General features: G+C 60.8%; 17 protein-coding genes. 12 read left to right on the forward strand and 5 right to left on the reverse strand.

Going from position 1 to position 16,203, the window contains the following annotated elements:
- The first annotated feature begins 2 nt into the window (after window positions 1-2).
- Together AC2GXZ_RS14175 and AC2GXZ_RS14180 are read left to right on the forward strand one after the other, a co-directional pair.
- A complete protein-coding gene (locus AC2GXZ_RS14175) occupies window positions 3-938 on the forward strand; it encodes a lipid A biosynthesis lauroyl acyltransferase (RefSeq protein WP_483759803.1) in 936 nt (311 codons plus the stop codon).
- Window positions 939-1,113: 175 nt separating this feature from the next.
- Window positions 1,114-1,824 carry a PAS domain-containing protein gene (locus tag AC2GXZ_RS14180; RefSeq protein WP_483759804.1) on the forward strand — a complete coding sequence of 237 codons (711 nt, stop codon included), beginning with the start codon at window positions 1,114-1,116 and terminating at the stop codon, window positions 1,822-1,824.
- Here AC2GXZ_RS14180 and AC2GXZ_RS14185 read toward each other — a convergent pair whose 3' ends face one another.
- Entirely contained in the window at window positions 1,825-2,337 is a 513-nt protein-coding gene (locus AC2GXZ_RS14185; protein WP_483759805.1) for a hemerythrin domain-containing protein, read from the reverse strand.
- A 244-nt stretch (window positions 2,338-2,581) separates the two neighbouring features.
- On the opposite strand from AC2GXZ_RS14185, the gene ccoN reads away from it, so the two are divergent.
- The 4 genes from ccoN to ccoP are packed head-to-tail and all read left to right on the forward strand — an operon-like array spanning window position 2,582 to window position 5,976.
- The gene (ccoN, locus tag AC2GXZ_RS14190) at window positions 2,582-4,204 is read left to right on the forward strand and encodes a cytochrome-c oxidase, cbb3-type subunit I (RefSeq protein ID WP_483759806.1); all 1,623 of its coding nucleotides are present in this window, start codon (window positions 2,582-2,584) and stop codon (window positions 4,202-4,204) included.
- Between the two features lie 11 nt (window positions 4,205-4,215).
- A complete protein-coding gene (gene ccoO / locus AC2GXZ_RS14195) occupies window positions 4,216-4,947 on the forward strand; it encodes a cytochrome-c oxidase, cbb3-type subunit II (RefSeq protein ID WP_483759807.1) in 732 nt (243 codons plus the stop codon).
- Window positions 4,948-4,958: 11 nt separating this feature from the next.
- A complete protein-coding gene (locus tag AC2GXZ_RS14200; RefSeq protein ID WP_483759808.1) occupies window positions 4,959-5,111 on the forward strand; it encodes a cbb3-type cytochrome c oxidase subunit 3 in 153 nt (50 codons plus the stop codon).
- Window position 5,112: 1 nt separating this feature from the next.
- The gene (gene ccoP / locus AC2GXZ_RS14205; protein WP_483759809.1) at window positions 5,113-5,976 is read left to right on the forward strand and encodes a cytochrome-c oxidase, cbb3-type subunit III; all 864 of its coding nucleotides are present in this window, start codon (window positions 5,113-5,115) and stop codon (window positions 5,974-5,976) included.
- 16 nt (window positions 5,977-5,992) lie between these two features.
- Here the strand turns inward: ccoP and AC2GXZ_RS14210 are convergent, their stop codons facing one another.
- From AC2GXZ_RS14210 to AC2GXZ_RS14220, 3 genes are read right to left on the reverse strand one after another with little or no spacing between them, the layout of a single operon-like run.
- On the reverse strand, window positions 5,993-6,409 hold the full coding sequence (locus AC2GXZ_RS14210) for a type II toxin-antitoxin system VapC family toxin (protein WP_483759810.1): 417 nt from the start codon (window positions 6,407-6,409) through the stop codon (window positions 5,993-5,995).
- Complete coding sequence (locus AC2GXZ_RS14215) at window positions 6,399-6,683, reverse strand: hypothetical protein (protein WP_483759811.1); 285 nt, start codon at window positions 6,681-6,683, stop codon at window positions 6,399-6,401. The genes AC2GXZ_RS14210 and AC2GXZ_RS14215 overlap by 11 nt, the downstream gene beginning before the upstream one ends.
- 40 nt (window positions 6,684-6,723) lie before the next feature.
- Window positions 6,724-7,140: an SRPBCC family protein gene (locus AC2GXZ_RS14220; protein ID WP_483759812.1), complete on the reverse strand. Its 417-nt coding sequence runs from the start codon at window positions 7,138-7,140 to the stop codon at window positions 6,724-6,726.
- Between the two features lie 139 nt (window positions 7,141-7,279).
- On the opposite strand from AC2GXZ_RS14220, the gene ccoG reads away from it, so the two are divergent.
- From ccoG to gndA, 5 genes are all read left to right on the forward strand, one after another.
- The gene (gene ccoG, locus AC2GXZ_RS14225; protein WP_483759813.1) at window positions 7,280-8,866 is read left to right on the forward strand and encodes a cytochrome c oxidase accessory protein CcoG; all 1,587 of its coding nucleotides are present in this window, start codon (window positions 7,280-7,282) and stop codon (window positions 8,864-8,866) included.
- Window positions 8,863-9,360, forward strand: coding sequence for a FixH family protein (locus AC2GXZ_RS14230; RefSeq protein WP_483759814.1), 498 nt, complete (start codon window positions 8,863-8,865; stop codon window positions 9,358-9,360). Before ccoG ends, AC2GXZ_RS14230 begins: the two co-directional genes overlap by 4 nt.
- On the forward strand, window positions 9,357-11,633 hold the full coding sequence (locus AC2GXZ_RS14235; RefSeq protein ID WP_483759815.1) for a cation-translocating P-type ATPase: 2,277 nt from the start codon (window positions 9,357-9,359) through the stop codon (window positions 11,631-11,633). Before AC2GXZ_RS14230 ends, AC2GXZ_RS14235 begins: the two co-directional genes overlap by 4 nt.
- Window positions 11,630-11,782 carry a cbb3-type cytochrome oxidase assembly protein CcoS gene (ccoS, locus tag AC2GXZ_RS14240; RefSeq protein WP_483759816.1) on the forward strand — a complete coding sequence of 51 codons (153 nt, stop codon included), beginning with the start codon at window positions 11,630-11,632 and terminating at the stop codon, window positions 11,780-11,782. The genes AC2GXZ_RS14235 and ccoS overlap by 4 nt, the downstream gene beginning before the upstream one ends.
- Window positions 11,783-11,891: 109 nt before the next feature.
- Window positions 11,892-13,325 carry an NADP-dependent phosphogluconate dehydrogenase gene (gene gndA, locus AC2GXZ_RS14245; protein ID WP_483759817.1) on the forward strand — a complete coding sequence of 478 codons (1,434 nt, stop codon included), beginning with the start codon at window positions 11,892-11,894 and terminating at the stop codon, window positions 13,323-13,325.
- 56 nt (window positions 13,326-13,381) lie between these two features.
- Here gndA and AC2GXZ_RS14250 read toward each other — a convergent pair whose 3' ends face one another.
- A complete protein-coding gene (locus AC2GXZ_RS14250; protein ID WP_483759818.1) occupies window positions 13,382-14,404 on the reverse strand; it encodes a LacI family transcriptional regulator in 1,023 nt (340 codons plus the stop codon).
- Between the two features lie 388 nt (window positions 14,405-14,792).
- On the opposite strand from AC2GXZ_RS14250, the gene AC2GXZ_RS14255 reads away from it, so the two are divergent.
- Window positions 14,793-16,025 (forward strand): ABC transporter substrate-binding protein, encoded by a 1,233-nt coding sequence (locus tag AC2GXZ_RS14255; protein ID WP_483759819.1) that lies wholly within the window; start codon window positions 14,793-14,795, stop codon window positions 16,023-16,025.
- The last annotated feature ends 178 nt before the right edge of the window (window positions 16,026-16,203 follow it).

The following is a 16,203-nucleotide window of genomic DNA, read 5'->3' on the forward strand; positions in this document are numbered from 1 at the left end:
CCATGAAAATGGCCATCACCCGGATCGTCCTGGCGCTGATGCACTTCCGGCAATGGCTGGTGGCGCAGGCGACGTTTGGCATGCTCAATGTACTGAAGATCCTGCCGGCCGATCCGGCCATCCGCTTTGCCGATCGCGCCGCTCGTTTCATCGGCCCGAAGATGTGGCGTCACAAGCTGATGATGACCAATCTGCGCAATGCCTTCCCAGAAAAGCCTAAGGAAGAGCTTGAACAGATCGCTGTCGCCAGCTGGGGACATATGGGCCGCATGGCCGCCGAATATGTCTTTCTCGACCGCCTGTTCGATTTCGATCCGCAACAGACCGAGCCGGGCAGGGTGGAAGTCTCGGGTATCCCGATCTTCCTCGACCTGCGTGACAATCCGCGACCGTTCATCGTTTTCACCGCCCATACCGGCAACTTCGAAATCCTGCCGGTCGCCGGCAAGTCGTTCGGCCTGGAAGTGATGGTTCTCTTCCGTCCGCCGAACAATCCCTATATCGCCGAAAAGGTGTTTTCCTTCCGCGCGGCCCGCATGGGCCAGCTGGTGCCGTCGCATGCCGGCTCATCATTCGCGCTTGCAAGGCGACTGGATGCCGGTGGTGGTGTGGGTGTTCTGGTCGACCAGAAATTCAAGAAGGGTCTTTCGACCTCCTTCTTCGACCAGCCGGTCAAGACCAATCCGCTGCTTGCCAAGCTGGTGCGCCAGTTCGATGCGGAAGTTTATCCGGCCCGTTGCATCCGCCTGCCTGACAACCGTTTCCGGCTCGAGATCGAACCGCGTATCGATCTGCCACGCGACGAAAAGGGCAATCTCGATGTCCAGGGCACGGCGCAGGTATTGAACGACAAGGTCGAAAGCTGGGTGCGCGAATATCCCGAGCAATGGCTCTGGTATCACGACCGCTGGGCGATCAAGAAGTCGGTCGAGCGCTGATATGCTCTTTGCTGTGACCTGACGCTTCTCAGGCCGCGTGATTCTATGGTAATTTGCGGGCCATTATTGGGGGGCTGCGCGGAATGAAAACATTAATTAGAATCATATCTTATCCGGGCTAATATAGCCTGAGGAAGAAACTGCCACTTCTCGCGTTGGTGGGAGAGGGGTTGAGTTGAAAGCATTGATTGATCTGTTCTGGTCGAAATATTCCGATCTTCGCCAGGCAGTTGAGAAAGAAGACGACGACGCGGTATCCCGGCTTGATCGGGAGATCGATCCGCTCGTCAAGGCGATCCTCGGAAGCCAGGGGCGGGATCAGGCTGCGATCGGCGTTCAGTTCCGCTTCGCCCTCGACCTGTTGAACGAGGAAGCAGATGATGGCGGCTGCGTAAGGCGCAACGGCCACCTGTTGCAGATGCTGGTCGAGCGCTACCTGGTCAGCGAGCAGTCGCTTCCGTCCAGTTCCGATCCCGTCGAAGACACGCAGCCACCTGTCGATGTCGCCCAGGCGATTGCCGACGGTTATCTCGACGACGCCCTGTTGAGCAAGCTCGCCGAGCGCGTCGTCGTGGTGGCGCCGGGCTACCGCATCTTCTACAGCAACGAAACGAATGCGCTGCGCATGGACATGCCGCGCGATACGCTGATCGGTCGCCATTTCGCCGAATTCGTCGGCCTTCACCATTTCCGCCATGACCTGCAACCCTGCCTCGATCGCTGTTTCGCCGGCGAAAGCCTCACCTTGACCTATGCCGAGAAGATGGACGGCCGCACGATGGTCATCCATTGCCGCATGTCGCCGATCAGTCGCTCGGGAACGCTGATCGGGGCGTTGGTGGTGATCCAGGAAACCGAAGACAGGCGCCGTCGCCCCGCCGGCTGATCACCAGTCGGTGGCGGCCGTGTTGAACAGCGGCTTATGCTGGATGATATGCGCCCTCTCGAAGGCGATGTGGCGGCGCAGGCCCTCAAAAAAGCCGCGGAGCATGTAACCGACAGCCTCGTTGTTCACCGGCTCGTCGCGACCGAGCCGCATCAGCGTCTCGCTCAATTCCTCGGCGTAACATTCGTCTTCCAGATGCTCGTATTTCAGCCGGTCCAGCGTCGTCGAAAGCGGCGTGTCGCCTGTCTGCAGGTCTACCAGATGCGGAAACAGCATCGTTTCCTCGTCGTGATGGGCGCGGCGGATCAGCGGACAGAGAACCTTGCCGGCATAAAGACATTTCTGCCGGTTGACGCTGGCCGGAAGTGAATCGGCAATCGTCTCCAGCGCATCACACAGGGCGAGCTTTTCGTCCTGGACCCGCCTTATCCGCGATATCGTTGCATCCTGACCCGACTGGCGGTCGGGCAGGTCGAAGAGAAGCGCGTTTCTCAAATCCGTATCGTGTCTCAAGTCCGACCTCCGGAACCTGTTCTCGCCCCCGCTTGGGCTCGCGTTTCTTGGCCCGTTCGGGCATCGACCCGCTGACGTTCCTTCATCGCGGGCTCGGTTGCGTTGATCCAAATCAAGGCATCCGGTCGGTCCTGCTGCCATCTGTCGCGGTGGTCGCGACGGAAAGTGGCAGGGGATTCGCTTCAGGGAACCGCTGTTCCTCCACCCTCGCGACGGCCAATCACGCCGTTGGGGGATACCAACAATGAACTACCCTTTAGAAACTGCAGCGCTGGTGGTGGGGACGTTCCTCGCACTGCTCGGCGCAGCCTTTGCGCATGACCAGCTGTTCGCCGCCCATATGTGGGTGCTGTTCGTCGTCCTCGGATTAAGCAGCATCGTCATGCTGCGTCGCGTTTATTTTGCTCCGGCCGGCGCGCCGCGCGCAGTGCCCGCCAAGACGGAATATTTCGACGAGGTCATCAAATACGGCACGATCGCGACGGTGTTCTGGGGCGTCGTCGGCTTTCTCGTCGGTGTCGTCATCGCGCTCCAGCTGGCATTCCCCGACCTGAATATCGAACCGTGGTTCAACTTCGGCCGGATGCGGCCGTTGCACACCTCCGCAGTCGTCTTCGCCTTCGGTGGCAACGCGCTTCTCTGTACCTCCTTTTATGTCGTGCAGCGGACCTCGCGGGCCCGGCTGTTCGGCGGCAATCTCGGCTGGTTCGTCTTCTGGGGCTATCAGCTGTTCATCATCATGGCCGCCACCGGCTACCTGCTCGGCATCACCCAGGGCAAGGAATATGCGGAACCGGAATGGTATGTCGACCTGTGGCTGACTGTCGTCTGGGTCGCCTATCTCATCGCCTTCCTCGGCACGATCATGACCCGCAAGGAGCCGCATATCTATGTGGCCAACTGGTTCTATCTGGCCTTCATCGTCACCATTGCCATGCTCCACATCGTCAACAATCTGGCGATGCCGGTCTCCTTCCTGGGCTACAAGAGCTATTCTGCCTTTTCCGGCGTACAGGATGCGCTGACCCAGTGGTGGTACGGCCATAACGCGGTCGGCTTCTTCCTGACCGCCGGCTTCCTCGGCATGATGTATTATTTCGTGCCCAAGCAGGCAGGCCGCCCGGTCTATTCCTACCGCCTGTCGATCATCCACTTCTGGGCGCTGATCTTCATGTATATCTGGGCCGGCCCCCATCATCTTCACTACACGGCTCTGCCCGACTGGGCGCAGACGCTCGGCATGGTCTTTTCGATCATGCTGTGGATGCCTTCCTGGGGCGGCATGATCAACGGCCTGATGACGCTTTCGGGCGCCTGGGACAAGATCCGTACCGACCCGATCATCCGCATGATGGTCATCGCGATCGCCTTTTACGGCATGTCGACCTTCGAAGGTCCGATGATGTCGATCAAGACGGTCAACTCGCTCAGCCACTATACCGACTGGACGATCGGCCATGTCCATTCCGGCGCACTCGGCTGGGTCGGCATGATTTCTTTCGGCGCCATCTATTTCCTCGTCCCGAAACTGTGGCATCGCAACCGGCTCTACAGCCTTGCCATGGTCAACTGGCACTTCTGGCTCGCAACCCTCGGCATCGTTGTTTACGCCGCCGTCATGTGGGTTGCCGGCGTCCAGCAGGGCCTGATGTGGCGCGAATATGATGACCAGGGTTTCCTCGTCTATTCCTTCGCCGAAACCGTGGCGGCCATGTTCCCCTACTACCTTCTGCGTGCAGTCGGTGGCGGCATGTATCTCCTGGGTGGCCTCATCATGGCCTTCAACATCACCATGACCATTCTCGGCCACGAGCGGCAGGAACGCACCCCCGGTGTCGCGCCCGCCAATCTTCAGCCTGCCGAATAAGGAGCTGACTTATGTCTCTTCTCGATAAACACCAATTCATCGAGCGCAATGCCACGCTCCTGCTGGTCGGCTCGCTGCTTGTCGTCTCCATCGGCGGCATCGTGGAAATCGCACCGCTTTTCTATCTCCAGAACACCATCGAGAAAGTCGAGGGGATGCGGCCCTATTCGCCGCTGGAGCTTGCCGGCCGCAATATCTACCTGCGGGAAGGCTGTTACGTCTGTCATAGCCAGATGATCCGCCCGTTCCGCGACGAGGTGGAGCGTTACGGTCATTACAGTCTTGCGGCGGAATCGATGTATGACCATCCGTTCCAGTGGGGATCGAAGCGGACCGGGCCGGATCTTGCCCGTGTCGGCGACCGTTATTCCAACGAATGGCATGTCCAGCATCTGAGCGAACCGCGCGACGTCGTGCCGGAATCGATCATGCCGAGCTATTCCTTCCTCAAGCAGACGCCGCTCAGGATCAACGAAGTCTCGATGGACCTGAAGGCCAACCGTGCCGTCGGCGTTCCCTATACGGACGAGATGATCGATCAGGCGGATGCCGACCTGAAGGCCCAGGCCGATCCGAATGCGGATACCAGCGCTCTGCTTGCCCGCTATCCCAAGGCCAAGGTTGGCGATTTCGACGGAAATCCGAAAGAGGTGACCGAGATGGATGCGCTCATCGCCTATCTCCAGATGCTCGGCACGCTTGTCGACTTCTCCACCTATGACGACACAACCGGTTATCGCTGAGGAGGCCTCCGATGGAACTCTATACGGCAATGCGCCACTTCGCCGACAGCTGGGGTCTTCTGGCGATGACCCTGTTCTTCATCGGCGTGCTGCTCTTCACGCTGCGGCCCGGCGGCAAAAGATCCGCCGACAGCGCCGCGCAAATCCCTCTGAAGGACGATTGAAATGGCTGACAAACATATCGATGAGTTGAGCGGCGTCGAAACAACCGGCCATGAATGGGATGGCATCCGCGAGCTGAACAACCCGCTGCCGCGCTGGTGGCTGTGGACCTTCTATGCCTGTATCGTCTGGGCGCTCGGTTATAGCGTGCTCTATCCGGCATGGCCGCTGATCAACAGCGCAACGCCCGGCCTGCTCGGGTATTCGACCCGTGGCGAGTTCGCCGCCGAAGTCGAGATTGCCAAGGCCGCCCAGGGTGCCATGCTGGAAAGGATCGCCGCCGCCACGCCCGACGAGATCATCGCCAGTCCCGAACTCAACCAGTTCGCCACGGCAGGCGGCGCCGCCGCCTTCCGCGTCAACTGCACGCCCTGCCACGGCACGGGTGCGGCGGGCGGGCAGGGGTATCCGAACCTCAACGACGACGACTGGTTGTGGGGCGGCAGCGCCGAGGCAATCTATGAAACGGTGTCGCACGGCATCCGCGATACGGTCGATCCGGAAACCCGCGTGTCGGAAATGCCGGCCTTCGGTGAAATCCTCCAGCCCGACGAGATCCGTCAGGTGGCAAGCTACGTGATCAGCCTCACCGGCAAGCCGCGCGATCCGTCGCTCGTCGAGTCCGGAAAACAGGTCTTTGCCGACAACTGTGCGTCCTGTCATGGCGAAAATGCCGAGGGCAATCGCGATATGGGCGCGCCCGATCTCGCCGATGCGATCTGGCTGAAGGTTCATGGCGAGGACGAGATCGCCGGCCAGGTTCGCCAGCCGAAACACGGCGTGATGCCCGCCTGGACTGCACGTCTCGGTGACGTCACGGTCAAGCAGCTCGCCGTTTATGTCCATTCCCTGGGAGGCGGGGAATAGAGCGTGGTCGCTGTTTTCAGGCCTCGGCCGAAAGATAGCGAAGCTCTAATCCGGCCGGGGCGCGAATGCCCCGGTCATTCGTCATGAAGGCACTGCATTCGAGTGCCTCGGCAGTCGCGACATGGATCGCATCGATGAGCCTCATGTTGAGCTGTGCACCGAGAATTGCGGCGCGTTCGATGATTGGGTGGGTGACGTCGGCCACGGATATGAAGTCTCTATCTCTGAATGCAGAATGGTAAGTTTCCTCAGTTGAGGGAACTTTCTTGTGAGCACCTATGAGGCATTCGCCAACCGCCAGCGCGCTTGTCCAAAACTGCGCGCCGTCTGATGTGTATCGCGTCAAAAGTCTGCGGACCTTCATCATGAGGTCCGGTTCTCCCTCGGCGCGATAGATGATTATATTGCTGTCTAGATAGACTCTAGCGGTCATAGGTGCGATCGGCACGGAATTCACGAACCTGACGATCTATATCTTCCTGCGACCGGCCTTCGCCTCTGACCGAATCGGCCAGTTTGAAAACTCGATCAAGTGCAGCTAACCTCCGGGCGATGGATGCCTCGCTGGTGTCATCGACTGTGGGCAAGTGGTTTCTGAGTGTCGAAACGATCACCTCCGATGGCGATGACTTCTGCTCAAGCGATAACCTGTCGATTTTTTCCATCAACTCATCACTCAGTTCGATTTCCAGCTTGTGTACGCCCATCGCCGTTCTCCATCGCGCAGGCGGAGAATAACATCTTCCGTCACGACCCGCCAGAATCGCCTTCCAGCAAGCCCTTCAGGGTTTCGAGATCCTGGGCGATTGCCGCCGCATCCGCTTCAAAGGCCGCGTCGTCAGTGCCCGGATGCCGCAGCAGCACGAACATCACTTCCGCGCCGTCGCCGTTCGGCACCACCCGCAGGGCGTTTTCGAAACTGGCACCGGTTTCCAGCGTGACGGAATGGTCGATCACGCCGAAATCATTCTCAGGGGCAAATTTGACCCTGATCTTGCCGATCGCCCCTCCATCGCCGATCCAGTCCGGTCCATCCGGTTTTAGTCCGGCGGCAAGCCCGGCCGCCCAGTGCGGCATGTTTTCGGGCCTGGAGGCGAAGGTGTAGACATCACGCCATGGCCTGTCGATCGTCGTGTGGATGATCTGTGCTGGCATCGTTTTCATGGCATCCTCACTTGTCGTTTCCGTTGGTTTCCTGCGAATTTGACACAGGCTCCGCGACCCTGCGCCACAGCGCTTGACTTAAGTCAAGGAAGCCCGGATCGCGTGGTGGGACAAGGCATCGGACAAAGGAAATGTTCCGATGAATCTCTACACCGCCGAAAGCGTCGCCCCGGGCGAGGCATCTGTCGAACGTATCGATGTCAAGGCGGTCCATGCGCCGGGCGAGAGTGGCAAGCCGCTTTACGAGAAGCGGAAGAAGATTTTTCCGAAACGGGCCGAGGGACGTTTTCGCAATCTCAAATGGTTCATCATGCTCGTCACCCTCGGCGTCTATTACCTGACGCCCTGGATCCGCTGGGACCGTGGCCCCTTCGCCCCGGATCAGGCGGTGCTGATCGACCTCTCCAGCCGCCGCTTCTATTTCTTCTTCATCGAGATCTGGCCGCAGGAGTTCTTCTTCGTCGCCGGCCTGCTGGTCATGGCGGGTTTCGGTCTCTTCCTGCTCACCTCCGCAGTCGGCCGTGCCTGGTGCGGTTATGCCTGTCCTCAGACGGTCTGGGTCGATCTCTTTCTCGCCGTCGAGCGGTTTATCGAAGGGGATCGCAATGCCCGCATCAAGCTCGATGCCGGTCCCTGGACCGCTGACAAGATTGGCAGGCGGGTGATCAAGCATACGGTCTGGATCGTCATTGCGGTCGCGACCGGCGGCGCCTGGATCTTCTATTTCGCCGATGCGCCGTCGCTCGCCTTTGATTTCGTCACCGGCCAGGCAGCCGTCGTTGCCTATTCCACCGTCGCCATCCTGACCGCCACGACCTATCTGCTCGGCGGCCTGATGCGCGAACAGGTCTGTATCTACATGTGCCCCTGGCCCCGTATCCAGGGCGCCATGCTCGACGAACATTCGCTCGTCGTCACCTATAACGACTGGCGCGGGGAACCTCGCAGCCGGCATGCGAAAAAGGCGGCGGCAAGCGGCCAGCAGGTCGGCGATTGTGTCGATTGCAATGCCTGTGTCGCAGTCTGTCCCATGGGCATAGACATTCGCGACGGCCAGCAGATGGCGTGTATCACCTGTGCGCTCTGCATCGACGCCTGCGACGGTGTGATGGACAAGGTCGGCCGTGAGCGCGGGCTGATCGCCTATGCGACGCTGGATGAATATGATGCCAACATGGCGCTTGCCACGGCCGGCGGGACGGCGCCGATCAGCCCTGTGAGAGTGCGAAAAGCCGAGGGCGGTTTCGTCGACGACGTCCGGCATTTCGACTGGACCATCCTGGCCCGGCCCCGCACGCTGCTCTACATGGGCATCTGGACGGCGGTCGGCCTCTGTCTTGTCTACGCGCTTCTGGCGCGTGACCGGCTGGAGATCAACGTGCTTCACGACCGCAACCCGCAATTCGTCATGGAATCCGACGGCTCGATCCGTAACGGCTACACCATCCGCCTGCTCAACATGATCCCCGAGCCGCGCACCATAATGCTGTCGCTCGATGGCGTGCCCGACGCGACGATGAAGATCATCGGCGTCAGCGACGTGCCCGGCCGGACATTCGCAATCGAGGTTCCGCCGGACAGGGCAACCGCGCTGAAGGTCTATGTGACCCTGCCGCGCGATGCTGCCCGAGGCGAAACATCCTTCCATTTCCTCGCCGAGGACCGCTCCAGCCACGAGCGCGACAGTTATTCGGCCAATTTCTTCACGCCGGGAGGCAATCGATGACGACCACTGCGCAAAAGGGCTTCGTATTTACCGGTTGGCATATGGCGGGCGTTGTCGTCCTGTTTTTCGGCACGATCATCACGGTGAATTTCTACATGGCCTATCAGGCCGTCACAAGCTGGAGCGGGCTGGTGGTCGAAAACACCTATGTCGCCAGCCAGCAGTTCAACGGCAAGGTTGCGCAGGCCAAGGCTCTGGCGGCATCCGGCATTCATGGCAGCTTCGCAATCACTGCCGACACGATCCGCTACGAACTTCTGGGGCCCGCCGGGCAACCCGTTGCGGCAGACCACTTGGTCGTCAATTTCAAACGGCCCGTCGGCGAACATCAGGATTTCTCCGTCGAATTGTCGCCGCAAGGTGAGGGCGTTTTTGTCGCCGCCCATCAGGTCCTGCCGGGCCACTGGATCGTCGAGGCGATCGCCGAGCGTAATGGCGCCCGCATCCTGCATCATGCAGAACGCATCGCCGTGCATGGAGCCCCGGTCAAATGAGCTGCTGCGCACCCGGATCTGAAGGCGAGATCGTCACCGCGGCACCGTCTTCGGAAGAATTGATGCTCGCCAGCCGGGATCTCGGCGAGGGCAGGCGGCAGATCGATCTCAGCGTTCCAGGCGTCCATTGCGGCGCCTGCATCGTCTCGATAGAAAATGCGCTGAAATCCATGCCGGCGGTCGAAAAAGCCCGCGTCAATCTCTCCACAAGGCGCGTCTCCGTGGTCTGGCGGCAGAAACCCGCAGCGGTCGTCGATCCGGCCGGTTTCGTCGAGGCGATCACCAAAGCGACCGGATATGACGCTTATCTCTTCGATACCTCGCTTGACGACGGCGACCGGCTGCAGCGCGATCTCCTGCGCGCCGTTGCCCTTTGCGGTTTTGCCGCCGCCAACATCATGCTGCTCTCGGTCTCCGTCTGGTCGGGAGCCGATGATGCGACGCGCGACCTGTTTCACTGGATTTCGGCTTTCATCGCCGCACCGGCGCTGATCTTCGGGGGGCGCTTTTTCTACATCTCCGCCTGGAATGTATTGAAACGCGGCCGCACCAACATGGATGTGCCGATCGCGCTGGCCATTACGCTTTCCTACGTGGTTTCATTGTGGGAGACGATGCATCACGGCGAACACGCCTGGTTCGATGCAACGGTCTCGCTTTTGTTCTTCCTTCTGATCGGCCGCACGCTCGACCATATCATGCGCGACCGGGCGAGGGCGGCGATCAGCGGTCTTGCACGCCTGTCACCGCGCGGCGCGATGGTTGTGTCGGATGACGGTTCCCGCGAATACCGTCCCGTCGGGGATGTCAGGCCCGGAGATCGGGTCGTGGTCGCCATGGGTGAACGCATCCCCGTTGACGGCGTGGTGGAATGGGGCACGAGCGATCTCGACGTCTCGATCGTCACCGGCGAAAGCCTGCCGCAGGCCGTCAGCCCCGGCGCCACCGTCCATGCCGGCACGCTCAGCCTTACCGGCGCGCTCACCATCAATGTCACGGCCACGGCAAGGGAATCCTTCCTCGCCGAAGTCATCTCGCTGATGGAAGTGGCCGAAGGCGCCAAGGCCGGTTATCGCCGCATCGCCGACCGCGCGGCGCAATATTATTCGCCGGCCGTCCATCTGCTCGCGCTGACCGCCTTTTTCTCATGGGGGCTTGCCGGCGGCGACTGGAAGCGCGCCATGCTGATTGCGATCGCGGTGCTGATCATCACTTGCCCCTGCGCGCTCGGTCTTGCCGTGCCGGTCGTGCAGGTGGTCGCCGCCGGTCGCCTGTTTAAAAACGGCATCATGGTCAAGGACGGGTCGGCGATGGAACGCCTCGCCCAGATCGACAGCGTGTTGTTCGACAAGACCGGCACGCTGACGCTTGGCCGCCCGCGCCTCATCAACGGTGACGATATTCCAGGACCCGTCCTGTCGCTTGCCGCAGGCCTCGCCGCTTATTCCCGTCATCCGCTGTCGCGGGCAATCTGCGCCGTTGCCGCCGGTCCGTTCCCCGTCTTCGACGATGTCATCGAAATTCCCGGAAGCGGGCTCGAGGCACGCCGGCCCGACGGGCTCTACAGACTGGGCAATCGTCGTTTTGCCTGCGGCAATCAGCGGTCAGGCGATGACACCGGTCTGGAAGTGGCTCTCTCCCGTGACGGCACCGAAATCGCCTGTATCCGCTTCGAGGATGCACTGCGTCAGGATGCCGCCGCAACGATTGGAGCGCTGCAGGGCGACGGCATGCATGTCGGCCTCGTCTCCGGCGATCGTATGGCTCCGGTCCAGGCGCTTGCCATGCAGCTCGGCATCACCCTCTGGAAGGCGGAGACCTCGCCCAGAGGCAAGGCCGATCATTGCACAGCGCTTGCAGAGGAGGGATACACGGTCCTGATGGTCGGCGACGGTATCAATGATGCGCCCGCACTCGCTGCAGCCCATGTCTCCATGGCGCCGGCAACTGCCGCCGATATCGGCCGTCAGGCCGCCGATTTCGTCTTCATGCATGAAAGCCTCAATTCCGTGCCGCTGGCGATGGAGATCTCGCGCCGCGCCGGCCGACTGATCCGCCAGAATTTCGCCCTCGCCATCGGCTACAACATCATTGCCGTGCCGATCGCCTTAGCCGGCTATGCAACGCCGCTGATTGCTGCCGTCGCGATGTCGACCTCGTCGATCATCGTCGTCGTCAACGCGCTCCGCCTGAACCGCCTGCGGACCGAAGGCTGGACGGTGGAGGTCCCTGTGGCCGTGCTCGACCCGGCCGAAGAGGTGCGCGCCGCATGAACATGCTGATCTATCTCATCCCGGTCGCGCTTTTTCTCGGCGGCCTCGGCCTTGCCGCCTTCCTCTGGTCGCTGAAGAACGGCCAGTACGAGGATCTCGATGGCGCCGCCTGGCGGATCATCGATGATGGCGACGACCGCCCGGGCTAGGCGCTTCGTTTCGCCGATGCGGAATTACAATGATTCGGACAATCGATCGCTTGCTCCCTGGCCGCTCGGATGCCAAAAGAAGGCGCAACAAAAATCGGAGGTTATCCCCGTGGAACAGGCAGAAATCGGCCTTATCGGTCTTGGCGTCATGGGCGCCAACCTTTCCCTCAATATCGCCGAAAAGGGCAACAAGATTGCGGTTTTCAACCGTACGCCCGAGGTGACCAAGAAATTTTACGCCGAAGCCGGCGACCTGCAGGGCCAGATCATCCCTTGCGAAACACTCGATGACTTCATCAAGTCGATCCGCCCGCCGCGCCCGATCATCATCATGATCAAGGCCGGTGATCCGGTCGACCAGCAGATGGAACTGCTGAAGCCCTACCTGTCGTCGGGCGACATCATGATCGACGCCGGCAATGCCAATTTCCGCGACACGATGCGCCGTTTCGAAAGCCTCGAAGGCAGCGACCTGACGTTTATCGGCATGGGCGTTTCGGGGGGCGAAGAAGGTGCACGTCACGGTCCGTCGATCATGGTCGGCGGCAAGGAAGAAAGCTGGAAGCGCGTCGAGAAGGTATTGACCTCCATCTCGGCCAAGTTCAACGGCGAGCCCTGCGTCGATTGGCTCGGCGAAAACGGCGCCGGCCACTTCGTCAAGACCATCCATAACGGCATCGAATATGCCGACATGCAGATGATCGCCGAAATCTACGGCATTCTGCGCGACGGCATGGGCATGAGCGCATCGGAGATCAGCGGCGTCTTCGGTCGCTGGAACGAGGGTCGCCTCAATTCCTACCTGATCGAGATTTCCGAAAAGGTGCTGAAGGCGATCGACCCGATCAGCCACAAGCCGATGGTCGACATGATCGTCGATTCCGCCGGCCAGAAGGGCACCGGAAAATGGTCGGTGATCGAGGCCCAGAACATGGGCGTCGCGGCGACCGCGATCGAGGCAGCCGTTGCCGGCCGGGTGATTTCCTCGCTGAAATCCGAGCGTGAAGCCGCCGAAAAGATCCTCGGCAAGCCGGCTCTGGTCGACCGGCCGAAGGACGGCATGGCCTTCCTCGCCGACCTGGAACTGGCACTGCTGGCCGCAAAGATCGGCGCCTATGCGCAAGGGTTCGCGGTCATGGCCGCAGCCTCGAAGGAATACGGCTGGAACCTGCCGATGCCGACGATCGCAAAGATCTGGCGCGCCGGCTGCATCATCCGCTCGGGCTTCCTCGACGAGATCACCTCGGCCTTCAGCAAGGACCCGAATGTCGCCAACCTGATCGTCACTCCGGCCTTTGCCCAGATGGTCAAGGAAACCGACGGGCCGCTGCGCCGCATCGTCTCCTATGCGGCACTGAACGGCCTGCCGGCTCCGGCGCTGACCTCGGCCCTGACCTATTTCGACGCCTATCGTCGGGGCAGGGGCACGGCCAACCTGATCCAGGCCCAGCGCGATTTCTTCGGCGCCCACGGTTTCGACCGCCTCGACGGCGTCGACAAGCACCACGGCCCTTGGGGCAGCGGTCTCGCCGACTTCGCCTGATAAAAGCTGATAAACGACATGAAAAAGCCCGGCCAAGCGCCGGGCTTTTTTCTATTTCAGTCCTTCGGTCCCATCATCGACCATGACGGGCCGTCCATGCTCTGCAACAGCTCCGGCGCCACGCCGTCGATCCGCGCCAGCACTGCCTTGGCAAGCTCCTGGCCTGCATGGCGGACATCCTCGGTGACCGTCAGGATTTCCGGCCTAATCCAGTTGAGAAAATCGGCCGACTGTTTCGACACCACATCGATATCGGTGCCGAGCTTGCGACCGCCCGCCTCGATACCGGCGATCAGCGCGATCGATGAGGAACCGCTCAGCGATACGATCCCGTCCGGCGGTTCGGGCAGCCGCGACAGGCGCTCGGCATAGGCGCGGATTTCATTGAGCGGCGTTTCGGTGGTCATCCGCCCCATGGAAACCTCGCTCAACTGGAAATCGGTCAGCCCCCGTTCGAAGCCGATCCGGCTATGGATGTGATAGGAGAACCGGCTGAGCGGCGCCAGCAGCGCGATGCGTCGGCGTCCGCGCTGCACCAGCCGTTCCACCGCCTGATAGGCATAGGCCTCGTTGTCGAAATCATGAAACGGATGGACGATGCCCATATCGGTGCGGCCATGGGTGACGAAGGGCAGGTTATGCTCCGCCATCAGCCGCACGCGCGGATCATCCGGTTCGATGCGGGAAATGATCACCCCGTCGGCCGATCCCGTGTCGAGAATATAGCGCACCGGCACCATCGGGTCCTTCTCGAAGGAATGCGGCGTCACCACGAGGTGATATTGCGTGCCGCCAAGCACTTCCGAAATGCCCTGGACCATCTGGTTGGTAAAACCCATCAACTCCTGCTCGATGCTCAGCACCAACGCAATGACATTGGTCTTGCCGGTTCTCAGCCGCACGCCGGCACGGTTGGGTTGGTAACCGAGCTGTCGGGCGACGAGCCGTACCCGTTCCTTGGTGTCGGCACCGATATCCGGCGCATCTTTCAGCGCCCGCGAAACGGTGGTGATGCCAAGCCCGGTCATATAGGCGATCGTCTTCAGCGTCGGGCGCTCGCCAGCCGCGGGACCAGTCATGGGTTTTTTCGTCTGTTCGTCCATCGCGCCACTCGCACCGGAAAGGCACCCGTCAGGGCAGCTACATTTTCAGAACCCCTAATACGGCAAAATACTGCAACGTTACAGGTAAATTTCAAGCCTCCTGTTCGAAGCCGATGTAATTTATGCAACCATACGGATGCACAACGCAACTGCACATCGATTTTGTGCAAATGCGAACGATTTTCGCTCTGGATCGATCCAATGTCTGAAATCGAGGGGAGATAGCGTTCGTCTCAGGTGGGCGTTATGGGTATTTTTGGTTGTGGTTTGCTCGTGTCGATCATTTATATTTCTATTCGGGGTTGCCACCCGTTGGCGATTGCCTTAGCTTTTTACTGCAACGTTTCAGTGAGGGAGGAGACTCATGCGTATTCGTGCATTCGCGGCCTTATTGGCTGCCACAGCTGCACTGCCATGCCTGGCCCAGGCGGCCGATCTTGAAGTGACCCATTGGTGGACATCGGGCGGCGAAGCCGCAGCCGTCAAGGAACTTGCCAAGGCATTCGATGCCACAGGCAACAAATGGGTGGATGGTGCCATTGCCGGGTCCGGCAGCACTGCCCGGCCGATCATGATCAGCCGCATCACCGGCGGCGACCCGATGGGCGCCACCCAGTTCAATCACGGGCGCCAGGCGGAGGAACTGGTCCAGGCCGGCCTGATGCGCGACCTCGACGATGTCGCCGAAAAGGGCAAGTGGAAGGACGTCATCAAGCCGGCAAGCCTGCTCGCCAGCTGCACATTCGAGGGCAAGATCTATTGTGCCCCGGTCAATATCCATTCCTGGCAATGGCTGTGGCTGTCCAATGCCGCTTTCGAAAAGGCCAGTGTGCCGGTTCCGAAGGACTGGAATGAATTTGTCGCAGCCGCTCCAGCTTTGAAGAAGGCCGGTATCCAGCCGCTGGCGCTCGGCGGTCAGCCCTGGCAGGCCAACGGTCTGTTCGATACGCTGGTCCTGTCTGTCGGCGGCACCGATCTCTACAACAAGGTCTACAAGGACAAGGACGAGGAAGCTGCGGCCGGTCCCGACATGGCGAAGATCTTCGCCGCCGCCGATACCGCCCGCCAGCTTGCCAAGGGTTCTAACGTCCAGGACTGGAACCAGGCGACCAATCTGGTCCTTACCGGCAAGGCCGGCGGCCAGGTCATGGGCGACTGGGCGCAGGGCGAGTTCCAGATCGCCAACAAGACGGCCGGCAAGGACTATTCCTGCTTGCCCGGCCTCGGTCTCAACCCGGTTCTGGCAACCGGCGGCGACGCCATCTATTTCCCGCTGCTGAAGGATGAGGCAAAGTCCAAGGCGCAGGAAGTGCTGGCCGAGACCATCGTTGACCCCAAGACCCAGGTTGCGTTCAACCTCAAGAAGGGTTCGGTGCCGATCCGCGGCGACGTTGATCTCGCAGCCGCCAACGACTGCATGAAGAAGGGCATCGACATCATCGCCAAGGGCGGTGTCGCGACCAGCACCGACCAGCTCGTTTCTGCCGACACGCAAAAGCAGAAGGAGGACCTGATGGCCGAATTCTTCGCCAATGCATCCATGACGCCGGCTGCCGCGCAGGAACGCTTCGCCGAGATCATCGGTTCGGCGGACTGAGACGTCCCATCACCGTCTTGACGCGCACCGGCCCCGCCCAGAACCACCTGGAGCGGGGCCGGGAGAGACGCTGCGCCCGGCATCGGCCCGAGGATCAGAATCGAGATCGATCTTCGACAACACGATGCCCGGATTGAAGAGCCTGGAGCGCCCGTTGTGCATCCGCAAGGATGTGCGG

The sequence above is a fragment of the Aliirhizobium sp. YIM B11859 genome, assembly GCF_057163345.1.